A 19,210-nucleotide genomic window follows, 5' to 3' on the forward strand; every position below is an offset into this window, starting at 1 on the left:
TTGGCGAGACAAGAGAAAGTGACTCGCCCGCCGGGGCGAGACCCGGCCAACAGCCTCAGCAAGAAGAGCAACCCAAAAACCACCCCAACAAAACACCAGAAACCAAACAGTCACAATACCCCTCCGGCCAAACACATCCCCCCAGTCGGAGACCCAAACCCAAATGAAAGCCACCTGGAACGGCGCCACCATCGCCGAAAGCGACGACACCGTCCTCGTCGAGGGCAACCACTACTTCCCCATCTCGTCGCTCAACCGCGACGTCGTGACCTTCAGCAACCACAAGACCACCTGTCCCTGGAAGGGCACCGCGAGCTACTACTCGCTGCTGGTCAACGGCGAGCTCAACACCGACGCCGCCTGGTACTACGCCGACCCCAAGCCCGAGGCCGACATGGTCCGCGACCGCGTCGCGTTCTGGAAAGATGTGAAGGTCACGGCGTCGTGACCACCCCGGCCTTCGATCCACCCTTCATCCACCCCGCGGAACTGCCGGCCGCATTGCGCGACCAGGGCTACGCGGTGCTTGGGCCCCAGGCCGTGGGCGACTGGCTTGGCCTGCCGGTCGCGCAGCTCGAGGCGCTGCATGCCGACTGGAACGATCTTCCGCCCGACGAATACCTGAAGGACGGTGGCCGCTACCGCACGCGGCGCCACGAATGCTTCACCGTCGACGGCGAGGCGATGCAGCAGGTGCCGCGCCGCGCGCACTGGCAGCCGGTCGAATACAACGCGCTGCATGGCGGCATGCAGCGCTGGTTCGCGCCGATGCTCGCGGCCACGATCGCGCAGCCGGCCTGGCAGCGGCTGATCGTGAAGCTCGGCGAAGCGGCGAGCCAGCTGCGCGGCGCGCAGCGCTGGTACGTGGAAGCGCACCAGTTCCGCATCGACACCGCGGGCGGCATCGGCCGGCCCACGCCCGAGGGCGCGCACCGCGACGGCGTGGACCTGGTGGCGGTGGCGCTGGTGGGCCGCCACGACATCAAGGGCGGCGAGACGCGCGTGTTCGAGGCCAACGGGCGGCGCGGCGAGCGCTTCACCATGACCGAGCCGTGGACGCTGCTGCTGCTCGACGATGCGCGCGTGATCCACGAATCGACGCCGATCCAGCCGCTCGAGGAGAACGGCACGGGCTGGCGCGACACGCTGGTGATCACCTGCCGCGCCCAGGGTTTTCAGGGCGACTGAAACCCGCGCCGCGAGGCACCGCGCGGCCTGCGGACGCGGGCCGCGCGAGCGCGGTATCCGCGATTTCCCTGGCTGGGAGGCGTCCTACAGTTGTGTCGCGGCCTTGCGGTTAAATTCGGGGCCCGGTCTTCGGCCATCTCATACGGCCCGTGGACTGGACCCTGTCTGCCTGCGAACGAAGAAAGCGAGGTCCGCCATGTTCAATCACATCCTGGTCCCCATCGACGGCTCCGAAACTTCCATGCTCGCGGTCAGCAAGGCCAGCGGATTGGCGCTGGCCTTCGGAAGCCGCATCACCCTGATCCACGTGATCGACAACTACCCCTTCATCGGCGTGGGCGCGGACTATGCGCTGGGCCAGAACGAGTACCTCGCCGCGGCCACCTCGAGCGCCAATGCGGCACTCGCGCGCGGCGTGGCCGCGCTGGCGGCCGAAGGCCTGCACAGCGACCAGCGCGTGATCGACGGCCACGTGGTGCACGAAGGCATCGTGGACACGGCCATCGCCATCGCGGCCGACCTGATCGTGATGGGCTCGCACGGCCGCAGCGGCATCGAGAAGCTGCTGCTCGGCAGCGTGACGCAGCGTGTGCTGCAGGACTCGATGGTGCCGGTGCTGGTGGTCAAGGGCGGCTGAGAAGAACGCCGCGCCACCGCTTCGAATCCCGCCGATTCCCGACGCTCACTCCGAGCCTTCTCCCGCCTCCCGCAACGCCTCGAAGCGCGGCCCGAAATCGGGCCGACTCGCGAAGCGCATGCGCTCGCCCGTGGCCGGGTGCTCGAAGCCCAGCGCGCTCGCATGCAGCAGCAGGCGCGGCGCGCGCGCCTGCACTTCGGGACTGCCGTAGAGCGCATCGCCGAGGATCGGATGGCCGATCGACGCGAGGTGCACGCGCAACTGGTGCGAGCGGCCGGTGAGCGGCTCCAGCAGCAGGTAGCTGCAGGGCGCCTCGCCGTCGATGCCGCCCAGCGCGCGCCAGCGCGTGAGGCTGGGCTTGCCGGCCGGGTCGATCTTCTGCAGCGGGCGGCGCGGCCAGTCGGCCATCAAGGGCGCATCGATGCGGGCCCATTCCGCGTCCACGGGCAGCAGGCCGTCGACCACCGCTTCGTAGCGCTTGTCGACCTGGCGCGTGGCGAAGGCATCGCCCAGCGCGCGCTGCATCTCGGGGCCGCGCGCCATCAGCACCAGGCCGCTGGTCGCCATGTCGAGCCGGTGCACGATCAGCGCATCGGGCCACTGGCGCTGGGCGCGTGCGCTCAGGCAGTCCTGCTTGTCCTCGCCGCGGCCGGGCACGCACAGCAGGCCGGCGGGCTTGTCGAGCACCAGCAGGTGGGCGTCTTCGTGAACGGGTCGTAGCGGGGGTGGGGCCATGGGAGGGCCCGAGTGTAGAAGCGTGGCCGGGCAGGGGCGTTGGCGGGCGCTCATACGCGGCTCACGGTGGGTGGGCTATCCTTGGACGGATGTCCGGCCCCGCCACTGGCTCCTCAGCCTCCGCCTCCTCTCCCCTCGATGCCGCCGCCGGCGCGGTGCCCTCCCCACCGAGCTTTTCCGACCTCACGCGCGAACGCCCGTTCATGCAGATGTGGGTGGCACGCCTGTTCGGCACCGCCGCCTCGCAGATGCTGCTGGTGGCCATCGGCTGGCACATGTACGACCTGACGGGCAGCGCCTGGGACCTGGGCCTGGTCGGGCTCTACCAGTTCGTGCCGGCGCTGCTGCTGGCGCTGCTGGCGGGCCATGTGGTGGACCGCCACCACCGCGGGCGCATCGTCGCGGCCTGCTTCGCGGTGCAGGGGCTGGTGGCGCTGGCGCTGCTGCTCGCGGTGCTGCGCGGCCAGGACAGCCGTGCGCTGCTGCTGGGCCTGTCGCTGGTGCTGGGCGCGGTGCGCGCGTTCCAGATGCCGGCCCAGCAGGCGCTGACGCCGATGCTGGTGCCGCCGGCCATGCTGGCGCGCGCCATGGCCTTCAGCTCGGCCGGCATGCAGGGCGCGATCATCGGCGGGCCGGCGCTCGGCGGCCTGCTGTTCGTGGCGGGCATGGCGGTGGTCTACGGCGCGAGCGTGCTGTTCTTCGTGGTGGCCTGCGCGCTGGTGCTGCGGCTGCGCTATGCCTATGTGCCCAAGGCGCGCGAGCCGGTCACGCTCGGCACGGTGTTCGCGGGCGTCAACTTCATCTGGAACCGCAAGCCGGTGCTCGGCGCGGTCTCGCTCGACCTGTTCGCGGTGCTGCTGGGCGGCGCGGTGGCGCTGCTGCCGATCTATGCCAAGGACATCCTGCACACCGGTCCCTGGGGCCTGGGCCTGCTGCGCGGCGCGCCGGCAGTGGGCGCGCTCGTGATGTCGATCGCGCTCACGCGCCGGCCGATCGAGCGCCGCGTGGGCCGCGCGCTGCTGATGGCGATCGCGCTGTTCGGCCTGTGCATGGTGGTGTTCGGCCTCTCGCGCAGCTTCATCGTCTCGCTGGTCGCGCTCGCGGTCTCGGGCGGCGCCGACATGGTCAACGTGGTGATCCGCCAGACGCTGGTGCAGCTCGAGACGCCCGATGCCATGCGCGGGCGGGTCAGCGCGGTCAACTCGATCTTCATCGGTGCCAGCAACCAGCTCGGCGAATTCGAGTCGGGCGCCACCGCGGCGCTGCTCGGGCCGGTGGGCTCGGTGGTGGTGGGCGGCGTCGGCACGATGCTGGTCGCGCTGGCCTGGTTCAGGCTCTTCCCCTCGCTGGCGCGGCGCGACCGGCTGGTGGTGGCGGCGCCGGCCGTGCGCGGCTGAGTCAGGCGTCGTCGAACAGCGAGAAGGCCTGCGGCGCGTCGATGGCGATGTCGCCGAGCGCCTCGGCCACGCAGGGCAGGATCCAGCGCTCGGCCTTTTCCTCGGCGCTCAGGCCCGGCCATTCGATGGTGTGGCGCGCCTCGCCCTCGAGCAATCGGCAGATGCAGGTGCGGCAGGTGCCGTTGCGGCACGAGCTCGGCATCTCGATGCCGGCCGCCTCGGCCGCCTTCAGCACGCTGGTGCCGGCCTCGGTCTCGAAGACCAGGCCCGAGGGCTCGAGGCGGACCTTCATGGCCGCGGCGTCGAGGTGCCCTGGCGGCGCTGCTCGCGCAGCATGAAGAGGTAGAGGCTCTCGACCTTCTCGCGTGCCCACGGCGTCTTGCGCAGGAAGCGCAGGCTCGAACCCACGCTGGGTTCGTGCGTGAAGCAGCGCACCGGCACCAGTTCGCCCAGCTGCTGCCAGCCGTAGTGCGCGTGCAGCGCCGTCACGATGGCCTCGAGCGTCAGCCCGTGCAGCGGATTGCGCGGCTGGGCCGGGGGCGCGGTGGGGGAGGGCGGCGAGGCCGGCGCGTCGCTCACGGGTGGCGGATCACTTGTTCTTGAGCTTGCCGCGCGGAATCACCGCCGTGGTGACGACCGCGCGCACCGGCTCGCCGCCGAGTGCCGGGGCCTTCGGCGGGGAGGTGTCCTTCTTCGGTTTCTTGCTTTCCTTGTTGGAACGTTGCTGACCCTTGGCCATGAGGTTTCTCCTGAGCTGCTGCGGTGATGGGCTGGGAGTTTAGCGGTGCGGCGACAATAGGCGGTTCCATCCGTTTTTCCCGCATTCATGTCCGACCACGAAGTTCGCCCCGCCACGATGCGCGATGCCAAGGCCATCGCAGAAGTCCACGCCGCCGCCGCCAAGGCCGCCTACGAAGGCATCCTGCCCGAAGAGGAGCTGCGCGCGCTGGCGCTCGCCTCGCGCGAGGCCAAGTGGCGCGAAGCCATCGAGTTCAGCGAACCGCAGGTCCATGTGGCCGAGCTCGACGGCAAGGTCGTCGGCTTCGTCGGCTTCGACCGCTCGCGCGACCCCAAGACGCCGTCCACCGCGGGCGAGATCTGGGCCCTCTACGTGCGTCCCGAGCATTGGGACAAGGGTATCGGCGTCGCCCTCTGGGACGCCGCGCGCGAAGGCCTCGAGGAAGAGGGCTGCACCACCGTCACCATCTGGGTGCCGATCCGCAACGACCGCGCGATGCGCTTCCATGAGCTGGCCGGCTTCAAGCGGGAGATGAAGACCGCCAAGACCACGCAGCTCGGCAGCGTGCGGATCGAGGAGATCCGCCTCAAGCGCGACGTGGCCTGACATGGACGCCGGACACGCCCCGGGCCACGCCCGCCGGGTGCAATCGCACCAGCGCCGCACGCTCGCCGTGCAGTGGATCCGCCGCACCCATGGCTGGTTCGGCCTCTGGGGCGCGGTGCTCGGGCTGCTGTTCGGCTTCAGCGGCATCTGGCTCAACCACCGCAACGTGCTGAAGCTGCCGCAATCGCAGGAACGCAGCCGGGCCCAGCTCGCGCTGCCCGAACCGGCACCGGCCACGCCCGAGGCCATGGCAGCCTGGCTGCAGCAGGCCTTGCGCACCGACGGCCCGCCGCGCTCCACGCGCATCGAGCCCGCGAAGCCGGTGGCCTGGGTCGACCGCAAGGCCGATCCCGAGGCGCCCGCGCTGACCCAGCCCGCGCACTGGACCTTCAACTTCGGCGGCCCGAACGAGATCGTGCAGGCCGACTACTGGCAGGGCAACCGCTCGGTGGGCGTCGCCACCACGCGCAACGGCCTCGTCGCCACCCTCACCAACATGCACAAGGGCGGCGGCATGCCGCTCGCGTGGATCCTGCTGGTCGACACGCTGGCCGGCAGCCTGATCTTCCTGTCGCTCTCGGGCGTGGCGCTGTGGCTGCTCACGCACCGCCGCCGCGTCGTCGGCCTCGCGGTGTTCGGCGTCTCGCTGGCCACCATGCTGGCCATTGCGCTGAGCGCGCTTTGACGGCGTAGCGGCCCCGGCCGACTGCTTTTGGCGTACATACGGCGGCCGTGCCCCAGGGCACGGGCGCTGTACGTGCGGATATTCACGGGCCCTGCACACGGCTGCGGCTAAGCTCGCGCCTTTCATTTTCCTTTCGCCCATCCATGGCCTCCAGCCTGCTCCTGCTGCTCGACGACATCGCGACCGTGCTCGACGACGTCTCGGTCCTCACCAAGGTCGCCGCCAAAAAGACAGCCGGGGTGCTCGGCGACGACCTCGCGCTCAACGCGCAGCAGGTCACCGGCGTCAAGGCCGATCGCGAACTGCCCGTGGTCTGGGCCGTGTGCAAGGGCTCGCTGGTCAACAAGGCGATCCTGGTGCCGGCCGCGCTGGCCATCGGCACCTGGCTGCCCTGGCTGGTCACGCCGCTGCTGATGGTGGGCGGCGCCTTCCTGTGCTTCGAGGGCTGCGAGAAGCTGGCCCACAAGTTCCTGCACAAGGAGGAACACGCGGCCGACACCGCGCGCCACGAGCAGGCCGTGGCCGATGCCGCGGTCGACGTGGTGGCGGTCGAGAAGGACAAGATCAAGGGCGCGGTGCGCACCGACTTCATCCTCTCCGCCGAAATCATCGCGATCACGCTGGGCACCGTGCAGGGCCAGCCTTTCACCACCCAACTGAGCGTGCTGGTGGGCATCGCGCTGATCATGACGATCGGCGTCTACGGCCTGGTGGCCGGCATCGTGAAGCTCGACGACGCGGGCCTCTACCTGAGCCAGCGCGGCAGCGCCGCCGCGCGCGGCGTGGGCCGCGCGCTCCTCGCGGGCGCGCCCTGGCTCATGAAGGGACTGTCGATCGCCGGCACCGCCGCCATGTTCCTGGTCGGCGGCGGCATCCTGGTGCACGGCGTGCCCGCGCTCGGCCATGCGGTCGAGGCCTGGGCCGCGACCTCGGGCGTGTTCGGCACGCTGGGTTCGATGCTGGTCAATGCCGGCGTCGGCATCGTCGCGGGCGCCGTGGTGCTCGCGGTCGTCGAACTGGTCAAGAAGCTGCGGCGCTGAGCGGCGCGCGGCTCAGCGCTGTTGCGAATCCTTGCCGCGCTTCACCAGCTCGACCACCACCAGCGCCGCGCCCAGCGCGAGCGCGAACCAGCCCACCACCGAGGCCCCCGCCACCATCTCGAACCAGCGCGTGCCCTGCAGGAAGTGCGGGCCCAGCAGCACGGCGGCGCCGATGAGCAGGCAGAGGATGCCGCGTTCGAGCATGCGGGGCTGGCGGGAGGGACGGGCCATGGAGATCGATCGGTTCGGTTGGGAGGGCGGCCGCCGCGTTCGTGCCGCGGCCGGGGCCCGATTCTCCACGCATCGGCACAATGCCCTTTTCGAGCATCCAGCAAGGACCCCGCCGCATGACCATCGAGATTTCGCGCGAGCTGCGCCAGCAGGCCATCACCTCGATCGAGCGCTATTTCCGCGAGAACATGGAGGAGCCGATCGGCAACGTCGCGGCGGGCGCGCTGCTCGGCTTCCTCCTTGAGGAGATCGGCCCCACGATCTACAACAAGGCCGTGGCCGACGTGCAGGAGCGGCTGCAGGCGCGCGTGTCGGAGGTCGACCTCGAGGTGCACGAGGACGAGTTCCAGTACTGGCGCAAGTTCGACAAGCAGAAGAAGGGGCGTTAGGGGCTTCCCGCGTGGCGCCGGCGCATCGGACGAAAGCAAAGCTGTCAGCAAACGTTGCAGAATCGACGGCCATGCCACGCACCGCACCTTCCTCGACGACGCATCCGCGCCTGCCGCGCGCCGCCTGCCTGCTGCCGCTGCTGCTGGGCGCCTCGCTCGCCTGCGCGCAGTCGCAGAACCCGGCCGACTTCCCGCTCGAATCGGTCGGCTACCTCAACGAGGAGCTGCCGCGCATGGAGGCCGCCGTCGCCTCGAGGAACCGCGAGTTCTTCCATGGCGCGATGGCGCGCACCATCGAGTTCTCGGAGCGCTGGGGCTTCAAGTCCAGGGCCAACCCGCAGCTCGCCAAGTACCCGATGTGCACCGACGCCGTGATGGACTACGTGGTGGTCGGCCTGTGCCGGCTCGATCCCGCGGGCGATGTCTGCGAGCCCGGGCTCGCGCCGCGCCTCGATGCCAACGTGAAGCGCTGCCGCGAGGTGGCGGCGCAGCGCTGAAAGAACAACGAGCGTGCGCGACCGGCGCGCACCGGAGACAGGAAAGACCATGGACTACGCCCGCTACCAGACCCTCGCCATCACGCGCCGCGGCGCCAACGGCACCGTGCTCGACATCCAGATGCGCGCGACCAACGGCAAGCTGCCCACGGCCGGCCACGACGGCCACCGCGAACTGGCCGAGATCTGGCGCGACGTCTCGGCCGACGATTCGGTGCGCTGCGCCGTGCTACGCGGCGAGGGCATGGGCTTCTCGGGCGGCGGCGACCTCGGCATGGTGCAGGACATGACGGCCGACGACGCGATCCGCCAGCGCGTGTGGCGCGAGGCGCGCGACCTGGTCTACAACATCATCAACTGCGACAAGCCGATCGTGAGCGCGATGCACGGCCCGGCCGTGGGCGCGGGGCTGGTGGCGGGCCTCTTGGCCGACATCTCGATCGCCACGCGCGGCGCGAAGATCGTCGACGGCCACACCCGCCTGGGCGTGGCCGCTGGCGACCATGCGGCGATCGTCTGGCCGCTCCTGTGCGGCATGGCGAAGGCCAAGTACCACCTGCTGCTGTGCGAGCCGGTCAGCGGCGAGGAGGCCGAGCGCATCGGCCTGGTGTCGTTGGCGGTGGAGGACGCGGAACTGCTGCCGCGCGCCTACGAGGTGGCCGACCGCCTCGCGGCCGGCAGCCAGAGCGCGATCCGCCTGACCAAGTACGCGCTCAACAACTGGCTGCGCCAGGCCGGGCCCACCTTCGACGCCTCGCTGGCGCTCGAATTCATGGGCTTCGCGGGCGCCGACGTGCGCGAGGGCGTGGCCTCGCTGCGCGAGAAGCGCGCGCCGAACTTCGGCTGAGCTTCTGAATGCGGGGACAAGGACGCAGAGGACGCGAAGGTTTCGCGAAGGACGCGAAAAACAGCCTTTGATGGTGGCTGCGCGTTCAGCGCACCGAGGTTCTCGGTGTCGGGCTTCGCGCGCCAAGGGTCCCGAAGCTCGCAAGGGGCGGAAGTGTCGCGAAACGACAGCCCATTCCCTTCCTGTCTTCCTTTCGCGTCCTTCGCGAAACCTTCGCGTCCTCTGCGTCCGGCTGCCCGCTCCCGCTTTCAGGCCTTGCGCAGCCCCTGCAGCGTCTGCAGCAGCACCACGCGCGTCTGCCCCAGCACCATGCCCTTCCACTCGTCGTTGTCGCAGTAGAAGGCATCGCGCAGCTGGCGGCGGATCTCGCGCTTCTGTGCGTCGGAGGCTTCGGGATGGCGGCGCAGCCAGGTGTCGGCGCGCAGGCGCGTGAGCACCTCGTTGTCGGGCAGGGTGCCGAACTCCAGGCCCATGGGCGCGATGCGCGCGTTCGGGCATTCGTCGTAGGCGGTCGAGATCACCGGGCCCGAGACATCGGCAGAAGCCGAGTCACCCGCGAAGGGCGCGAACACGTCGGCGCCCCACCAGGCATGGGCCATGGCCAGGTCCTCGGGCGTGTTGCGGCCCGGGTAGATCTTCTCGCCGTGGCCGTAGGGGCCCAGGCCCGTGTGCACGTCGATCCAGCCGATGTGGGTGGCCGAGGCCGCGTACTTGCGCAGGATCGATCGGATCGTCCTGTTGCTCCACGAGGGCGCGGTGCCGCCGTAGAACAGGCCGTCGGGCGAAACGTACTGGCCCTTGGTGACGGCGGCGCGGAAGGCGCGCATGCCGTGCTTGTCGATGTAGGCGGCCACGGCCGCCTCGTCGGCCGGCGTCGGCGGCCAGCTCGCGGGCAGCACCAGCGGTTCGACATCGGCGTACTCGGCATTCACCGGCAGCGGCGCGCCGAAGTCGATGTGGTTGCGGTTGAGGTCGATGTTGTCCTCGTTGGTGCGGTGCAGGTGCGAGAAGCCGTGCGGGTTGACGGCATGCACCAGCAGCAGCGCGACGCCGGCCTGCTGCAGGCGCGCGAGCAGGTCCTCGTCGTGCAGGGTCGCGACCTGCGCGCCCGAACCGCAGAAGCCTTCGGGGCCATGCGTGCCCGAGGTCACGAGCAGCAGTTTCTTCGCGTCGATGGCACCGAGCAGCGCGACGTCGGTCGCGAGTTCCTCGCCGAGCGCGCCGCGATGCGCTTCATTGACGAAGGACTCGATAGCCGCGCCGCGAGCGCGCGCGGCTTCGAGGAACTTGGCGCGGGCCTCGACATAGGTGCCCGAGAAATGCCGCGTGGCGGCGGTGCTGTGGGTGAGAGCGGTCATGGGGGATCGTGGGGAGGAATGTTCGAGACGATGGAGATCAGGCGTGCGCGCCGGCTGCGTCGATGTCGCGGCCCGTGTGGTCGCGCAGCCAGAGCAGGCCCAGCAGCGAGACCAGGGTCATGACGACCAGGTACCAGGCTGGCGCGAGCTTGCTGCCGGTGGCGTTGAGCAGCCAGGTGCTGATGAAGGGCGCGAAGCCGCCGAACAGCGCCACGCCCACGCTGTAGACCAGCGACATGCCGCTGGCGCGCACCGGCTTCGGGAACATCTCGGGCAGCATCGTGATGCCGGGCACGGTCTGGCCCACCAGGCCCAGGCTCAGCACGCCGAGCACGATGAACAGCACGGCGGGCGTGGGCGAGGCATTGAGCCAGAGGAAGCCCGGGTAGATCAGCACCACGAGGAACACGCGGCTCCAGAGGATCAGCGGCTTGCGGCCCACGCGGTCCGACAGCAGGCCGACGAAGGGCGCGAAGGCGAACGAGATCAGGCCGGTGAGCGCGGCGCCGAACAGCGCCACCGAGGGCGTGAGGCCGAGTTCGCGCACCGCGTAGGTCGGCATGTAGAAGGTGACGACGTAGGCCGCGGTGGTGCCGCCGACCAGCGCGAGGATGGCGGCCAGCACGGTCTTGCCGTGCTGCGAGCAGACGATCTTGAGGCTGCTCTCGCGGCGCGGCGCGGTGGCCGATTCGGGCGCGATCTGCAGCGATTCCTCGAGATGGCGGCGGATGTACATGCCCACCGGCGCGATCAGCATGCCGATGACGAAGGGCACGCGCCAGCCCCAGCTCTGCATGTTCTCGGGCGACAGCGTGAAGGTGAGCGCGCCCACCACCACCGCGCCGAGCATCACGCCCAGGCCCTGGCTCGCGAACTGCCAGCTCGCCATGTAGCCGCGGTTCTGCGGCGTCGCATGTTCGACCAGCAGCGTGGTCGAGGCACCGACCTCGCCCCCGGCCGAGAAGCCCTGGATCAGCCGCGCCAGCACGATCAGCACCGGCGCCGCGACGCCGATGCTCGCGTAGGTGGGCGTGAAGGCGATCACCGCGCAGCCCAGCGCCATCAGGAAGATGGTCAAGGTCATGGCCTTCTTGCGGCCCGCGCGGTCGGCATAGGCGCCGATCACGATGCCGCCCAGCGGCCGCATGATGAAGCCGACACCGAAGGTCGCGACGGTGAGCAGCAGCTGGCCGTAGCCGCTGAAGGTGGGAAAGAACAGCTTGCCGATCACCAGCGCGAGGAAACCGTAGACGGTGAAGTCGAAGAACTCGAGGCCGTTGCCGATGGTGGTGGCGACGATGGTCTGGCGCCGGCTGGCGGCGCTGTGCGCGGGACGGGTGGGGCTCATGTCTCGGGGTGTTGGTGTGGTTCTGTGGGAATGCGGGTAGGTCGAAGGTCTTCGGCCGCGACGGATGCTAGAGAGTCGGTTGCTCGCTGAAAAGACAATAATTGGGCCAGTACGATAACTTTTGGTTGTCGCCCGTCCGGCACCCGTCCTCCATGAAACCCAACCAGTTGCACGCCTTCGTCGCGGTGGTCGAGCAGATGAGCATCCGCGCCGCGGCGCGCGTGCTCGGCATCTCGCAGCCCGCGGTGACCAAGATCGTGCGCGAGCTCGAGCGCGAGGTCGACGCGCCGCTGGTCGAGCGCAGCGTCAAGGGCGTGCGGCTCACGCCTTTCGGCGAGGCCTTCGCGCCGCGCGCGCGCATGCTGCTGGCCGACATGCAGCGCGCCCGCGAGGAGATCGCGCAGATCCGCGACGGGCTCACGGGCCGGGTCGCGCTGGCCGTCAGCACCTCGTTCGCGCAGACCATCCTGCCGGCGGCGTTCAAGGACTTCCATGGCCGGTTGCCGGCCGTCGACGTGCAGTTCAGCGAGGCGGTGCTGCCCTGGATGCTGGCGCGCCTGCGCGAGGGCTCGCTCGACTTTGCGGTGGCCCACGTGGTGCCGGGCCGGCTCGACCCGCAGTTCGAGGCCATCGAGCTGTTCCCGGTGAAGCTGGTGGTGGGGCTGCGCGAGCGCCATCCGCTGCGCGCGAGCCGCTCGATGGCCGAGCTCGCGACCGCCGAGTGGATCCTGCCGGGCGACGACCATTTCAGCGGCCGCGAATCGATCTCGGCGCTGCTGCCGCTGGGCCTGCCGGCGCCGCAGCGCGTGATCCAGGGCCATTCGGTCACGGTCGCGCTGTCGCTGGTCGGGCAGATGGACCTGATCGGCCTGTTCGTCGAGCCGCTGGCCGCGCTGAGCTTCAAGCGCCACGGCATCCGGCGCGTGGACGTGGTCGAGACGCTGCCGACGCTCAACGTCTGCGTGGTCAAGCGCCGCGGCCAGTTGCTGACGCCGGCCGCGCAGCACTTCGTCGAATGCATCCAGCGCGCCTCGGCGCGCGCGGTCGCGACCTGATCAGCGGCCGCGCCAGGCCGGCGGCCGTCCCTCGGTGAAGGCCGCCACGCCCTCGGCGAAATCGGCGCTGCCGTAGCAGCGACGCACCAGGTCGTCGGTGTCGGGCGCGCCCTGCGCCGTGCCGCGGCGCAGCGCTTCCTTGGCGGCCGCCTGCGTCACGGGCGCCAGCGCGGCCAGCCGCGCGCACAGCGAATGCAGCGCGCCGTCGAGTGCTTCGGCCGCGCAGACCTGCTCTAGGAAACCGCAGGCCAGCGCCTCGCTCGCATCGAGGACCTGCGCCAGCAGCAGCATGCGCCGCACCGGCTGCAGGCCCCAGGCCGCGCGCAGCCGCGCGAAGTTCAGCGACGACAGCGTGTTGCCCAGCGTGCGCGCGATCGGCACGCCGAAGCGCGCGCCCGGCGTTGCCAGCCGGAAGTCGCAGGCGGTCGCGATCGCGAGCCCGCCGCCCACGGCCCAGCCCTCGACCACCGCCACGGTCGGCATCGGCAGCGCCTCGATCAGGCCGATGCCGGCATCGATGCGCCGCTCGTAGGCCACGCCGTCGTCGCCGCCCGCGAAGTCGCGGAACTGCGCGATGTCGGTGCCGGCCACGAAGGCCTGGCCGCCCGCGCCGCGCAGCACCGCCACGCGCACCTCGCCGGCGCGCGCGGCCAGCGATTCGCAGTGCGCGGCGAGCGACTGGTACATGGCCCAGGTCATGGCATTGCGCGCGGCCGGCCGGTCGAACACCAGCGTGGCGACGCCCTCCGTCACGGAGAGATGAACGCTGCCTTCGCTCATGACCCGAAGGCTCCGGCCGCGGCCAGCTCGCGCTGCGCCGGCGCATCGATGCCGAGCTCGGCCAGCACCTCGGCCGTGTGCTGCCCGAGCAGCGGCGGCGCGCGCCGCACCTGCTGCGGCGTGCCACCCATCTTCACGGCGAAGCCGATGTTCGGCACCTTGCCTTCCACCGGATGGTCGATCTCGATGCGCATGCGGCGGTGGCGGCCATGCTCGCTCTCGAAGGCATCGGGGTAGCTGAGGATCGGCCCGGCCGGGATGCCCACGGCCAGCAGCCGGTCGATCCAGTGCTCGCAACCTTGTTGCGCGAAGCTGCGCTCGAGGCTCTCGACCAGCGCATGCCGGTTCGCGAGGCGCAGCGACACCGTCGCGAAGCGCGCATCCTCGAGCAGGTCGGGCCGTTCCAGCGTGGCGCACAGCGTCTGCCACAGCTTTTGGTTGGTGGCTCCCATCACGAAGTGGCCATCGGCCGCCTTCATCGCCTGGTAGGGCGCGCTCATGCGGTTGGCGGTGCCGAGCTGCTCGGGTTCGCGGCCCGTGCCCCAGTACTCGCTGATGTCCCAGATCGAGAAGGCCAGCGCGGAATCGAACAGCGAGGCATCGACGTACTGGCCGCGTCCCGTGGCCTTGGCGCCGATGTAGGCCGACAGCATGCCGTAGGTGGCGAACAGCGCGCAGCCGATGTCGGCCACCGGCACGCCGGCCTTGGCGGGCGGGCCGTCGGGATGGCCGGTCACGCTCATGATCCCCGACATCGCCTGCGCCATCAGGTCGAAGCCCGGCCGGCCGGCCCAGGGCCCGGTCTGGCCGAAGCCCGAGATGCTGACGTAGACCAGCCGCGGGTTGATCGCGCTGAGCGTCTCGTAGTCGGTGCGCAGCCGCTTCATCACGCCGGGGCGGTAGTTCTCGACCAGGATGTCGGCCTGCGCTACCAGCTTGTAGAGCACCTCGCGCCCGCTGTCGGACTTGAGGTCGAGCGCGATCGAGCGCTTGTTGCGGTTCATGTTGAGGAAGCCCATGCTGTCCGTGCCCTTGAGCTTGAAGCCCATGGCACCGCGCGTCTGGTCGCCGCCTTGCGGCGGCTCGATCTTGATGACGTCGGCGCCGAGGTCGGCCAGCAGCATGCAGGCATAGGGGCCGGCCATGACCTGGCTCACGTCGAGCACGCGCACGCCGGCCAAAGGGAGGGGACGGGAGGGGGAGGTGTCGCTCATCGGTTGGCGTCTTTCAGGGGGAAAGGAAAATGGTCTCAGGCGTCGGCGCGCACGCCGGCCTCTTTCACGATGCGGCCCCATTTGGCGTACTCGCTCGCGATGAAGGCGCCGAACTTCTCGGGGCTGCCGCCCGGGTCCTCGGCGCCGAACTCGTCGAGCCGCTGCGCGATGTCGGGCAGGGCCAGCACGCGGTTGATGTCCTCGCCCATGCGCTGCACCATCGGCGCGGCCATGCCGCGCGGGCCGACCAGGCCGTACCACGAGGCCGCGTCCAGCCCCGGAAAGCCCGACTCGGCGAGCGTGGGCACGGTGGGATGGCTGCGCGCGCGCTGCAGCCGCGTCTGCGCGATCGCAATCACCTTGCCCTGCTTCACGAAGGGCGTGGCGGCGGTCATGGTGTCGAAGGCGTAGTCGATCTGCCCACCGAGCAGGTCGACGATCAGGGCGCTCGAGCCCTTGTAGGGCACATGAACCGCATCGACCCTGGCCTGCAGCTTGAACATCTCGAAGGCCAGGTGCTGCGCCGAGCCGATGCCCGAGGAGCCGAAGGACACGCGGCCCGGCCGCTCGCGGCACAGCGCCACGACCTCGGGCAGGGTGCGCGCCTTCTGTGCCGGCGCGCAGGTCAGCATGTTCGGCGTCACGCCCACCAGGGTCAGCGGCGTGAAGTCGCGCCGCGGGTCGTAGCGCACACCGGTCAGCAGCGCCGGCGCGATCGCGTGGCTGTTGACGTGCGCCATCAGCAGGGTGTTGCCGTCGGGCGGCTGCTTGCTCACGTAGTCGGCCGCGATCGCGCCGGTGGCGCCGGGCTTGTTCTCGACCACCACCGAGGCGTTCCACATCGCGCCCAGCTTCTGGCCGATGACGCGCGCCAGCACGTCGGTGCCGCCGCCGGGCGCGAAGCCCACCACGATCTTCACGGGGCCGGCCGGTGGCGCCGCCTCGTTCGCGGCGCGCACCAGTGCCGGTGCGGCGAGGGCGGCCGCGGCCGCCAGGGTGAAGCTTCTGCGTTGCATGCTGCGATGTCTCCGTCGTTCTGTCGATTCGACGGATGGTGCGCAAGGCCCGCACCGGGCGCCATCGCTATTTGGGCGAGGCTGGATTCGCGTTTTGCGTATCCGCGAGCACGCGCGCCACGCTGGCCGCGGCACGCGACAGCGAATCCCCGGCGCGATGGCACAGCACGAACTGGCGCCGCGCCCAGTCGCCGCGGATCGGCAATCGCGCGAAGCGGCTGCCCGCCGCCACGTGGCGCGCGATCGCCGCCGGCATGACGCCGATGCCCAGGTCCTGCGCCACCAGCGCCGCGATGCTGTCGAAGCCGCCCACGCGCATGCGCATGCGCAGCAGCTGGCCGGTCTCGTCGGCCAGCCGCGCCAGCATGAGCGAGATCGCCGAGCCCTCGTTGAGCACGATCAGGTCGCAGGCCAGGATGTCCTCGAGCACCACCTGGCGCTGGCCGGCCAGCGCATGGCCGCGCGCGGTGACGGCCACCAGCTCATCGCCGCGGTAGGGCAGCATCGGCAGGTCGATGGCGCCGAGGCTGGCCTCGTAGATGCCGATGTCGACCGTGCCGCGGCGCAGCGCCTGCTGCACCACCTGGCTGTTCATCTCCTGCAGGTCGATGCGCACGCCGGGGCAGGCGGCGGCGCAGCGCTCGATGTCGCGCGGCATGAACTGGATCACGGCCGACTTCGGCGCCGCCACCCGCACCACGCCCTGCTCGCCGCCGAGGTAGGAGGCCGCGTCGTCCTGCATGCGCAGCACGGTGTGCGTGATGTTGCGCGCATGCGCGAGCATCGCGCGCCCGGCATCGGTCAGCACCATGCCGTGCGGGCGGCGCTCGAACAGCGCCACGCCGAACTGCGACTCGAGCTCGAGGATGCGGCGCGAGGCCGCGGCCGGCGCCATGTGCATGCGCTCGGCGCCGCGCGTGACGCCGCCGAGCTCGGCGGTGGCGATGAAGAGCTGGACCGTCGTGAGGTCGAAATGCAGGCGCGTGCTCATGGGAAGGCGATGCCGGCCTCGCCGCTGCGCCAGGGCGGGTTCTTGCGCATGACGCTGTCGAACAGCGGCGAGGCGATCCAGTCCGCGAGCCAGGCGCGCAGCCGCGGCCAGGACTGGGCCTCGAACCAGGCCGGCTCGACCATCGCGTACTGGCGCACGAAGGGCATCAGCGCGACATCGGCCAGGGTGGCGTGGGCGCCGAGCAGGAAGGCCGAGGCCGCCAGCCGCGCCTCGAGCTCGCGCAGGAAGCGCGCGCCCTGCTCGCGGGCCTCGGCCTGCACCGCGTCGGCGAAGCGGCCCGGGTACTTGTAGCGGTCGAGCTGCGGCTTGAAATGGTCGTCGCAGGCGGCGACCAGCGCCTCGGTGTCGCCGGGCTGCAGCCAGCGCAGCGGATCGTGGGCCGCGAGGGCCCAGCGCATGATGTCCAGGCTCTGGTCGATGACCGTGCCGTCGGCCAGCACGAGCACCGGCACCGTGCCCTTGGGCGAGGCGGCCAGCATCTCGGGCGGCTTGCGCTTGAGCTCGACCTCGCGCAGCTCGCAGCGCTGGCCGCTCGCCGCCAGCGCGAGGCGGGCGCGCATCGCATAGGGGCAACGGCGGAAGCTGTAGAGCACGGGCGGGGTCATCGGCGGCGGGAAGGCGGAGGCGGGAAGGCAGAGGCGGGCCCCGAGTCTATCGGCGCGGCCGGAGGCGGGCGCGGCGGGCGCTTTTCCGCTTTACATGCAACCGTGTTGCGTCATTCATATAATGCAATGCAGTTGCATATCAACGAGACCCACGCCATGCCCCAACGCCTTCCCGTCACCGTGCTGTCCGGCTTCCTCGGCGCCGGCAAGACCACGCTGCTCAACCACATCCTGCACAACCGCGAGGGCCGGCGCGTGGCGGTGATCGTCAACGACATGAGCGAGGTCAACATCGACGCCGCGCTGGTGCGCGAGGGCGGGGCCGAGCTGTCGCGCACCGACGAGCGGCTGGTCGAGATGAGCAACGGCTGCATCTGCTGCACCTTGCGCGAGGACCTGCTGATCGAGGTCGGGCGGCTCGCGAAGGAGGGCCGCTTCGACCAGCTGGTGATCGAGTCGACCGGCATCTCCGAGCCGCTGCCGGTGGCCGAGACCTTCACCTTCGCGGGCGAGGACGGCAAGAGCCTGGCCGACGTGGCGCGGCTCGACACCATGGTCACGGTGGTCGATGCCTTCAATTTCCTGCGCGACTACGGCTCGGCCGACAGCCTGCGGCAGCGCGGCCAGTCGCTGGGCGACGAGGACGCGCGCACCGTGGTCGACCTGCTGATCGAGCAGATCGAGTTCTGCGACGTGCTGGTGCTCAACAAGACCGACCTGGTGAGCGCGGCCGAGCGCGAGCGGCTGATGGCGATCCTCAAGAGCCTCAATCCGCGCGCGCGCATCGAGCTGTCGGAGTTCGGCCGCGTTTCGCTCGACCGGGTGCTCGACACCGGCCTGTTCGATTTCGCGCAGGCCGAGCAGGCGCCGGGCTGGCTGGCCGAGCTGCGCGGCGAGCACCTGCCCGAGAGCGAGGCCTACGGCATCCGCAGCTTCGTCTACCGCGCGCGGCTGCCGTTCAATCCGCAGCGCTTCTGGGACCTGGTGCAGGAGGAGTGGGAGGGCGTGGTGCGCTCCAAAGGCTTCTTCTGGCTCGCGAGCCGGCCCACGCGCGCGGGCAGCTGGTCGCAGGCCGGCGGCGCCTGCCGCTATGGCGCGGCGGGTTTCTGGTGGGCGGCGGTGCCGCGCGAGCACTGGCCCGGCGATCCCGAGGGACTGGCGCTGATCCAGAGCCACTGGGACCCGGCCACGGGCGATGCGCGGCAGGAACTGGTGCTGATCGGCATCGGCATGGACGAGGCCGCGCTGCGCGCGCGGCTCGATGCCTGCCTGCTCACCGAGGAAGAGATGCGCTACGGCGCCTCGTGGTGGCAGAACCTGCCGGACCCTTTCCCGTCCTGGAACGCGTAGGGCGGGCGGCGGGCCGGGCCGCGGGAGCGGCTTCGGCGGGCACGCAGTCGCCGCAGGTGCCGTGCAGGGTGAGCGCGGTGCGGCGGGTGTCGATGCCCTGCTTGCGCAGCGCGCGGCCGAGCCGGCCCATGACCTTCGGCAGTTCGGGGTCGGAGGGCAGGGCCAGCACCTTGTGGCACTGGTCGCACTCGAAGGTGTTGCCCGAGGCGGCCTCGACGTGGCGCGCGAAGCGGTTCACGCGGTCGGCGCCGACGCGGCGGTCGCACAGGCCGACCTCGACCAGCCGGTCGAGCACGCGGTAGATCGTGACCCGGTCGGGTTCCTCCCCGGTGGCGGTGGTGTAGGCCGCGGCGACTTCGTCGTGCGTGAGCGGTTGGGAGGTGTGCTCGAGCAGCTCGAGCACGGTCTGGGCGGCGCGCGTGACGCGCAGTCCGCGGTCGCGCAGCTGGCTTTCGCTGTCGAAGGTTGCGTGGGCCATTCG

At 70.6% G+C, this 19,210-nt stretch carries 25 protein-coding genes; 12 read left to right on the forward strand and 13 right to left on the reverse strand.

The window, feature by feature from the left end; all coding sequences use genetic code 11:
• Positions 1-163: 163 nt before the first annotated feature.
• The 3 genes from ACODT0_RS35780 (at position 164) to ACODT0_RS35790 (ending at position 1,825) form a co-directional block, all read left to right on the forward strand.
• Positions 164-448, forward strand: a complete 285-nt coding sequence (locus tag ACODT0_RS35780; protein ID WP_261217855.1) for a DUF427 domain-containing protein — start codon at positions 164-166, stop codon at positions 446-448.
• Positions 445-1,188: a 2OG-Fe dioxygenase family protein gene (locus ACODT0_RS35785; RefSeq protein ID WP_057597896.1), complete on the forward strand. Its 744-nt coding sequence runs from the start codon at positions 445-447 to the stop codon at positions 1,186-1,188. The genes ACODT0_RS35780 and ACODT0_RS35785 overlap by 4 nt, the downstream gene beginning before the upstream one ends.
• Before the next feature lie 196 nt (positions 1,189-1,384).
• Complete coding sequence (locus tag ACODT0_RS35790) at positions 1,385-1,825, forward strand: universal stress protein (protein ID WP_057597897.1); 441 nt, start codon at positions 1,385-1,387, stop codon at positions 1,823-1,825.
• A 45-nt stretch (positions 1,826-1,870) separates the two neighbouring features.
• On the opposite strand, the gene ACODT0_RS35795 is transcribed toward ACODT0_RS35790, so the two are convergent.
• Positions 1,871-2,560 (reverse strand): RluA family pseudouridine synthase, encoded by a 690-nt coding sequence (locus ACODT0_RS35795; RefSeq protein WP_489043422.1) that lies wholly within the window; start codon positions 2,558-2,560, stop codon positions 1,871-1,873.
• Between the two features lie 89 nt (positions 2,561-2,649).
• Between ACODT0_RS35795 and ACODT0_RS35800 the strand changes: the two genes are divergently transcribed.
• On the forward strand, positions 2,650-3,957 hold the full coding sequence (locus ACODT0_RS35800; protein ID WP_489043423.1) for an MFS transporter: 1,308 nt from the start codon (positions 2,650-2,652) through the stop codon (positions 3,955-3,957).
• 1 nt (position 3,958) lies between these two features.
• On the opposite strand, the gene ACODT0_RS35805 is transcribed toward ACODT0_RS35800, so the two are convergent.
• The 3 genes from ACODT0_RS35805 to ACODT0_RS35815 are packed head-to-tail and all read right to left on the reverse strand — an operon-like array spanning position 3,959 to position 4,696.
• The gene (locus tag ACODT0_RS35805; protein ID WP_296740244.1) at positions 3,959-4,249 is read right to left on the reverse strand and encodes a 2Fe-2S iron-sulfur cluster-binding protein; all 291 of its coding nucleotides are present in this window, start codon (positions 4,247-4,249) and stop codon (positions 3,959-3,961) included.
• Complete coding sequence (locus tag ACODT0_RS35810; protein ID WP_413762836.1) at positions 4,246-4,536, reverse strand: VF530 family protein; 291 nt, start codon at positions 4,534-4,536, stop codon at positions 4,246-4,248. Before ACODT0_RS35810 ends, ACODT0_RS35805 begins: the two co-directional genes overlap by 4 nt.
• A 10-nt stretch (positions 4,537-4,546) precedes the next feature.
• Positions 4,547-4,696 carry a hypothetical protein gene (locus ACODT0_RS35815; RefSeq protein ID WP_177239215.1) on the reverse strand — a complete coding sequence of 50 codons (150 nt, stop codon included), beginning with the start codon at positions 4,694-4,696 and terminating at the stop codon, positions 4,547-4,549.
• 87 nt (positions 4,697-4,783) lie between these two features.
• On the opposite strand from ACODT0_RS35815, the gene ACODT0_RS35820 reads away from it, so the two are divergent.
• The 3 genes from ACODT0_RS35820 to ACODT0_RS35830 all read left to right on the forward strand — a co-directional run bounded on the left by ACODT0_RS35820 (position 4,784) and on the right by ACODT0_RS35830 (position 7,027).
• Positions 4,784-5,302: a GNAT family N-acetyltransferase gene (locus ACODT0_RS35820; RefSeq protein ID WP_057597824.1), complete on the forward strand. Its 519-nt coding sequence runs from the start codon at positions 4,784-4,786 to the stop codon at positions 5,300-5,302.
• A 1-nt stretch (position 5,303) separates the two neighbouring features.
• Positions 5,304-5,987 (forward strand): PepSY-associated TM helix domain-containing protein, encoded by a 684-nt coding sequence (locus tag ACODT0_RS35825; RefSeq protein WP_057597823.1) that lies wholly within the window; start codon positions 5,304-5,306, stop codon positions 5,985-5,987.
• A gap of 143 nt (positions 5,988-6,130) precedes the next feature.
• Positions 6,131-7,027, forward strand: coding sequence for a DUF808 domain-containing protein (locus ACODT0_RS35830; protein WP_479670414.1), 897 nt, complete (start codon positions 6,131-6,133; stop codon positions 7,025-7,027).
• 12 nt (positions 7,028-7,039) lie between these two features.
• Here ACODT0_RS35830 and ACODT0_RS35835 read toward each other — a convergent pair whose 3' ends face one another.
• Complete coding sequence (locus ACODT0_RS35835; RefSeq protein ID WP_413762838.1) at positions 7,040-7,258, reverse strand: hypothetical protein; 219 nt, start codon at positions 7,256-7,258, stop codon at positions 7,040-7,042.
• 116 nt (positions 7,259-7,374) lie between these two features.
• Here ACODT0_RS35835 and ACODT0_RS35840 point away from each other — a divergent pair, with 116 nt between their 5' ends.
• The 3 genes from ACODT0_RS35840 (at position 7,375) to ACODT0_RS35850 (ending at position 8,991) form a co-directional block, all read left to right on the forward strand.
• Positions 7,375-7,647: a DUF2164 domain-containing protein gene (locus ACODT0_RS35840; RefSeq protein ID WP_413762839.1), complete on the forward strand. Its 273-nt coding sequence runs from the start codon at positions 7,375-7,377 to the stop codon at positions 7,645-7,647.
• A 71-nt stretch (positions 7,648-7,718) separates the two neighbouring features.
• Positions 7,719-8,144 (forward strand): hypothetical protein, encoded by a 426-nt coding sequence (locus tag ACODT0_RS35845; protein ID WP_057597819.1) that lies wholly within the window; start codon positions 7,719-7,721, stop codon positions 8,142-8,144.
• A gap of 49 nt (positions 8,145-8,193) precedes the next feature.
• The gene (locus ACODT0_RS35850) at positions 8,194-8,991 is read left to right on the forward strand and encodes an enoyl-CoA hydratase/isomerase family protein (RefSeq protein WP_261217879.1); all 798 of its coding nucleotides are present in this window, start codon (positions 8,194-8,196) and stop codon (positions 8,989-8,991) included.
• 248 nt (positions 8,992-9,239) lie between these two features.
• Here ACODT0_RS35850 and ACODT0_RS35855 read toward each other — a convergent pair whose 3' ends face one another.
• Together ACODT0_RS35855 and ACODT0_RS35860 are read right to left on the reverse strand one after the other, a co-directional pair.
• Positions 9,240-10,349, reverse strand: coding sequence for a M14 family metallopeptidase (locus ACODT0_RS35855; RefSeq protein WP_489043424.1), 1,110 nt, complete (start codon positions 10,347-10,349; stop codon positions 9,240-9,242).
• 37 nt (positions 10,350-10,386) lie between these two features.
• The gene (locus ACODT0_RS35860) at positions 10,387-11,697 is read right to left on the reverse strand and encodes an MFS transporter (RefSeq protein ID WP_413762841.1); all 1,311 of its coding nucleotides are present in this window, start codon (positions 11,695-11,697) and stop codon (positions 10,387-10,389) included.
• A 152-nt stretch (positions 11,698-11,849) separates the two neighbouring features.
• Between ACODT0_RS35860 and ACODT0_RS35865 the strand changes: the two genes are divergently transcribed.
• On the forward strand, positions 11,850-12,752 hold the full coding sequence (locus ACODT0_RS35865) for a LysR family transcriptional regulator (protein ID WP_261217476.1): 903 nt from the start codon (positions 11,850-11,852) through the stop codon (positions 12,750-12,752).
• Here ACODT0_RS35865 and ACODT0_RS35870 read toward each other — a convergent pair whose 3' ends face one another.
• The 5 genes from ACODT0_RS35870 to ACODT0_RS35890 form a co-directional block, all read right to left on the reverse strand.
• Positions 12,753-13,532: an enoyl-CoA hydratase/isomerase family protein gene (locus ACODT0_RS35870; RefSeq protein WP_489043425.1), complete on the reverse strand. Its 780-nt coding sequence runs from the start codon at positions 13,530-13,532 to the stop codon at positions 12,753-12,755.
• A complete protein-coding gene (locus tag ACODT0_RS35875) occupies positions 13,529-14,746 on the reverse strand; it encodes a CaiB/BaiF CoA transferase family protein (protein WP_489043426.1) in 1,218 nt (405 codons plus the stop codon). The genes ACODT0_RS35870 and ACODT0_RS35875 overlap by 4 nt, the downstream gene beginning before the upstream one ends.
• Positions 14,747-14,781: 35 nt before the next feature.
• On the reverse strand, positions 14,782-15,762 hold the full coding sequence (locus ACODT0_RS35880) for a tripartite tricarboxylate transporter substrate binding protein (protein ID WP_489043427.1): 981 nt from the start codon (positions 15,760-15,762) through the stop codon (positions 14,782-14,784).
• A gap of 67 nt (positions 15,763-15,829) precedes the next feature.
• Complete coding sequence (locus ACODT0_RS35885; RefSeq protein WP_489043428.1) at positions 15,830-16,753, reverse strand: LysR family transcriptional regulator; 924 nt, start codon at positions 16,751-16,753, stop codon at positions 15,830-15,832.
• Complete coding sequence (locus ACODT0_RS35890; RefSeq protein WP_489043429.1) at positions 16,750-17,379, reverse strand: glutathione S-transferase; 630 nt, start codon at positions 17,377-17,379, stop codon at positions 16,750-16,752. The genes ACODT0_RS35885 and ACODT0_RS35890 overlap by 4 nt, the downstream gene beginning before the upstream one ends.
• Positions 17,380-17,535: 156 nt before the next feature.
• Between ACODT0_RS35890 and zigA the strand changes: the two genes are divergently transcribed.
• Positions 17,536-18,729, forward strand: coding sequence for a zinc metallochaperone GTPase ZigA (gene zigA / locus ACODT0_RS35895; RefSeq protein ID WP_479670408.1), 1,194 nt, complete (start codon positions 17,536-17,538; stop codon positions 18,727-18,729).
• Here zigA and ACODT0_RS35900 read toward each other — a convergent pair.
• Positions 18,653-19,207: a Fur family transcriptional regulator gene (locus ACODT0_RS35900; RefSeq protein WP_256222257.1), complete on the reverse strand. Its 555-nt coding sequence runs from the start codon at positions 19,205-19,207 to the stop codon at positions 18,653-18,655. The genes zigA and ACODT0_RS35900 overlap by 77 nt on opposite strands.
• Positions 19,208-19,210: the final 3 nt, after the last annotated feature.

It is taken from the genome of Variovorax sp. FG153, assembly GCF_057809595.1.

What these genes read in the sequence shown, in the direction of transcription:
- ACODT0_RS35780 (WP_261217855.1), top strand. Translation starts at nt 164, where the DNA reads ATGAAAGCCACCTGGAACGGCGCCACCATCGCCGAAAGCGACGACACC.
- ACODT0_RS35790 (WP_057597897.1), top strand. Translation starts at nt 1,385, where the DNA reads ATGTTCAATCACATCCTGGTCCCCATCGACGGCTCCGAAACTTCCATG.
- ACODT0_RS35795 (WP_489043422.1), bottom strand. Translation starts at nt 2,560, where the DNA reads ATGGCCCCACCCCCGCTACGACCCGTTCACGAAGACGCCCACCTGCTG.
- ACODT0_RS35800 (WP_489043423.1), top strand. Translation starts at nt 2,650, where the DNA reads ATGTCCGGCCCCGCCACTGGCTCCTCAGCCTCCGCCTCCTCTCCCCTC.
- ACODT0_RS35805 (WP_296740244.1), bottom strand. Translation starts at nt 4,249, where the DNA reads ATGAAGGTCCGCCTCGAGCCCTCGGGCCTGGTCTTCGAGACCGAGGCC.
- ACODT0_RS35815 (WP_177239215.1), bottom strand. Translation starts at nt 4,696, where the DNA reads ATGGCCAAGGGTCAGCAACGTTCCAACAAGGAAAGCAAGAAACCGAAG.
- ACODT0_RS35820 (WP_057597824.1), top strand. Translation starts at nt 4,784, where the DNA reads ATGTCCGACCACGAAGTTCGCCCCGCCACGATGCGCGATGCCAAGGCC.
- ACODT0_RS35825 (WP_057597823.1), top strand. Translation starts at nt 5,304, where the DNA reads ATGGACGCCGGACACGCCCCGGGCCACGCCCGCCGGGTGCAATCGCAC.
- ACODT0_RS35830 (WP_479670414.1), top strand. Translation starts at nt 6,131, where the DNA reads ATGGCCTCCAGCCTGCTCCTGCTGCTCGACGACATCGCGACCGTGCTC.
- ACODT0_RS35835 (WP_413762838.1), bottom strand. Translation starts at nt 7,258, where the DNA reads ATGGCCCGTCCCTCCCGCCAGCCCCGCATGCTCGAACGCGGCATCCTC.
- ACODT0_RS35840 (WP_413762839.1), top strand. Translation starts at nt 7,375, where the DNA reads ATGACCATCGAGATTTCGCGCGAGCTGCGCCAGCAGGCCATCACCTCG.
- ACODT0_RS35845 (WP_057597819.1), top strand. Translation starts at nt 7,719, where the DNA reads ATGCCACGCACCGCACCTTCCTCGACGACGCATCCGCGCCTGCCGCGC.
- ACODT0_RS35850 (WP_261217879.1), top strand. Translation starts at nt 8,194, where the DNA reads ATGGACTACGCCCGCTACCAGACCCTCGCCATCACGCGCCGCGGCGCC.
- ACODT0_RS35855 (WP_489043424.1), bottom strand. Translation starts at nt 10,349, where the DNA reads ATGACCGCTCTCACCCACAGCACCGCCGCCACGCGGCATTTCTCGGGC.
- ACODT0_RS35860 (WP_413762841.1), bottom strand. Translation starts at nt 11,697, where the DNA reads ATGAGCCCCACCCGTCCCGCGCACAGCGCCGCCAGCCGGCGCCAGACC.
- ACODT0_RS35865 (WP_261217476.1), top strand. Translation starts at nt 11,850, where the DNA reads ATGAAACCCAACCAGTTGCACGCCTTCGTCGCGGTGGTCGAGCAGATG.
- ACODT0_RS35870 (WP_489043425.1), bottom strand. Translation starts at nt 13,532, where the DNA reads ATGAGCGAAGGCAGCGTTCATCTCTCCGTGACGGAGGGCGTCGCCACG.
- ACODT0_RS35875 (WP_489043426.1), bottom strand. Translation starts at nt 14,746, where the DNA reads ATGAGCGACACCTCCCCCTCCCGTCCCCTCCCTTTGGCCGGCGTGCGC.
- ACODT0_RS35880 (WP_489043427.1), bottom strand. Translation starts at nt 15,762, where the DNA reads ATGCAACGCAGAAGCTTCACCCTGGCGGCCGCGGCCGCCCTCGCCGCA.
- ACODT0_RS35885 (WP_489043428.1), bottom strand. Translation starts at nt 16,753, where the DNA reads ATGAGCACGCGCCTGCATTTCGACCTCACGACGGTCCAGCTCTTCATC.
- ACODT0_RS35890 (WP_489043429.1), bottom strand. Translation starts at nt 17,379, where the DNA reads ATGACCCCGCCCGTGCTCTACAGCTTCCGCCGTTGCCCCTATGCGATG.
- zigA (WP_479670408.1), top strand. Translation starts at nt 17,536, where the DNA reads ATGCCCCAACGCCTTCCCGTCACCGTGCTGTCCGGCTTCCTCGGCGCC.
- ACODT0_RS35900 (WP_256222257.1), bottom strand. Translation starts at nt 19,207, where the DNA reads ATGGCCCACGCAACCTTCGACAGCGAAAGCCAGCTGCGCGACCGCGGA.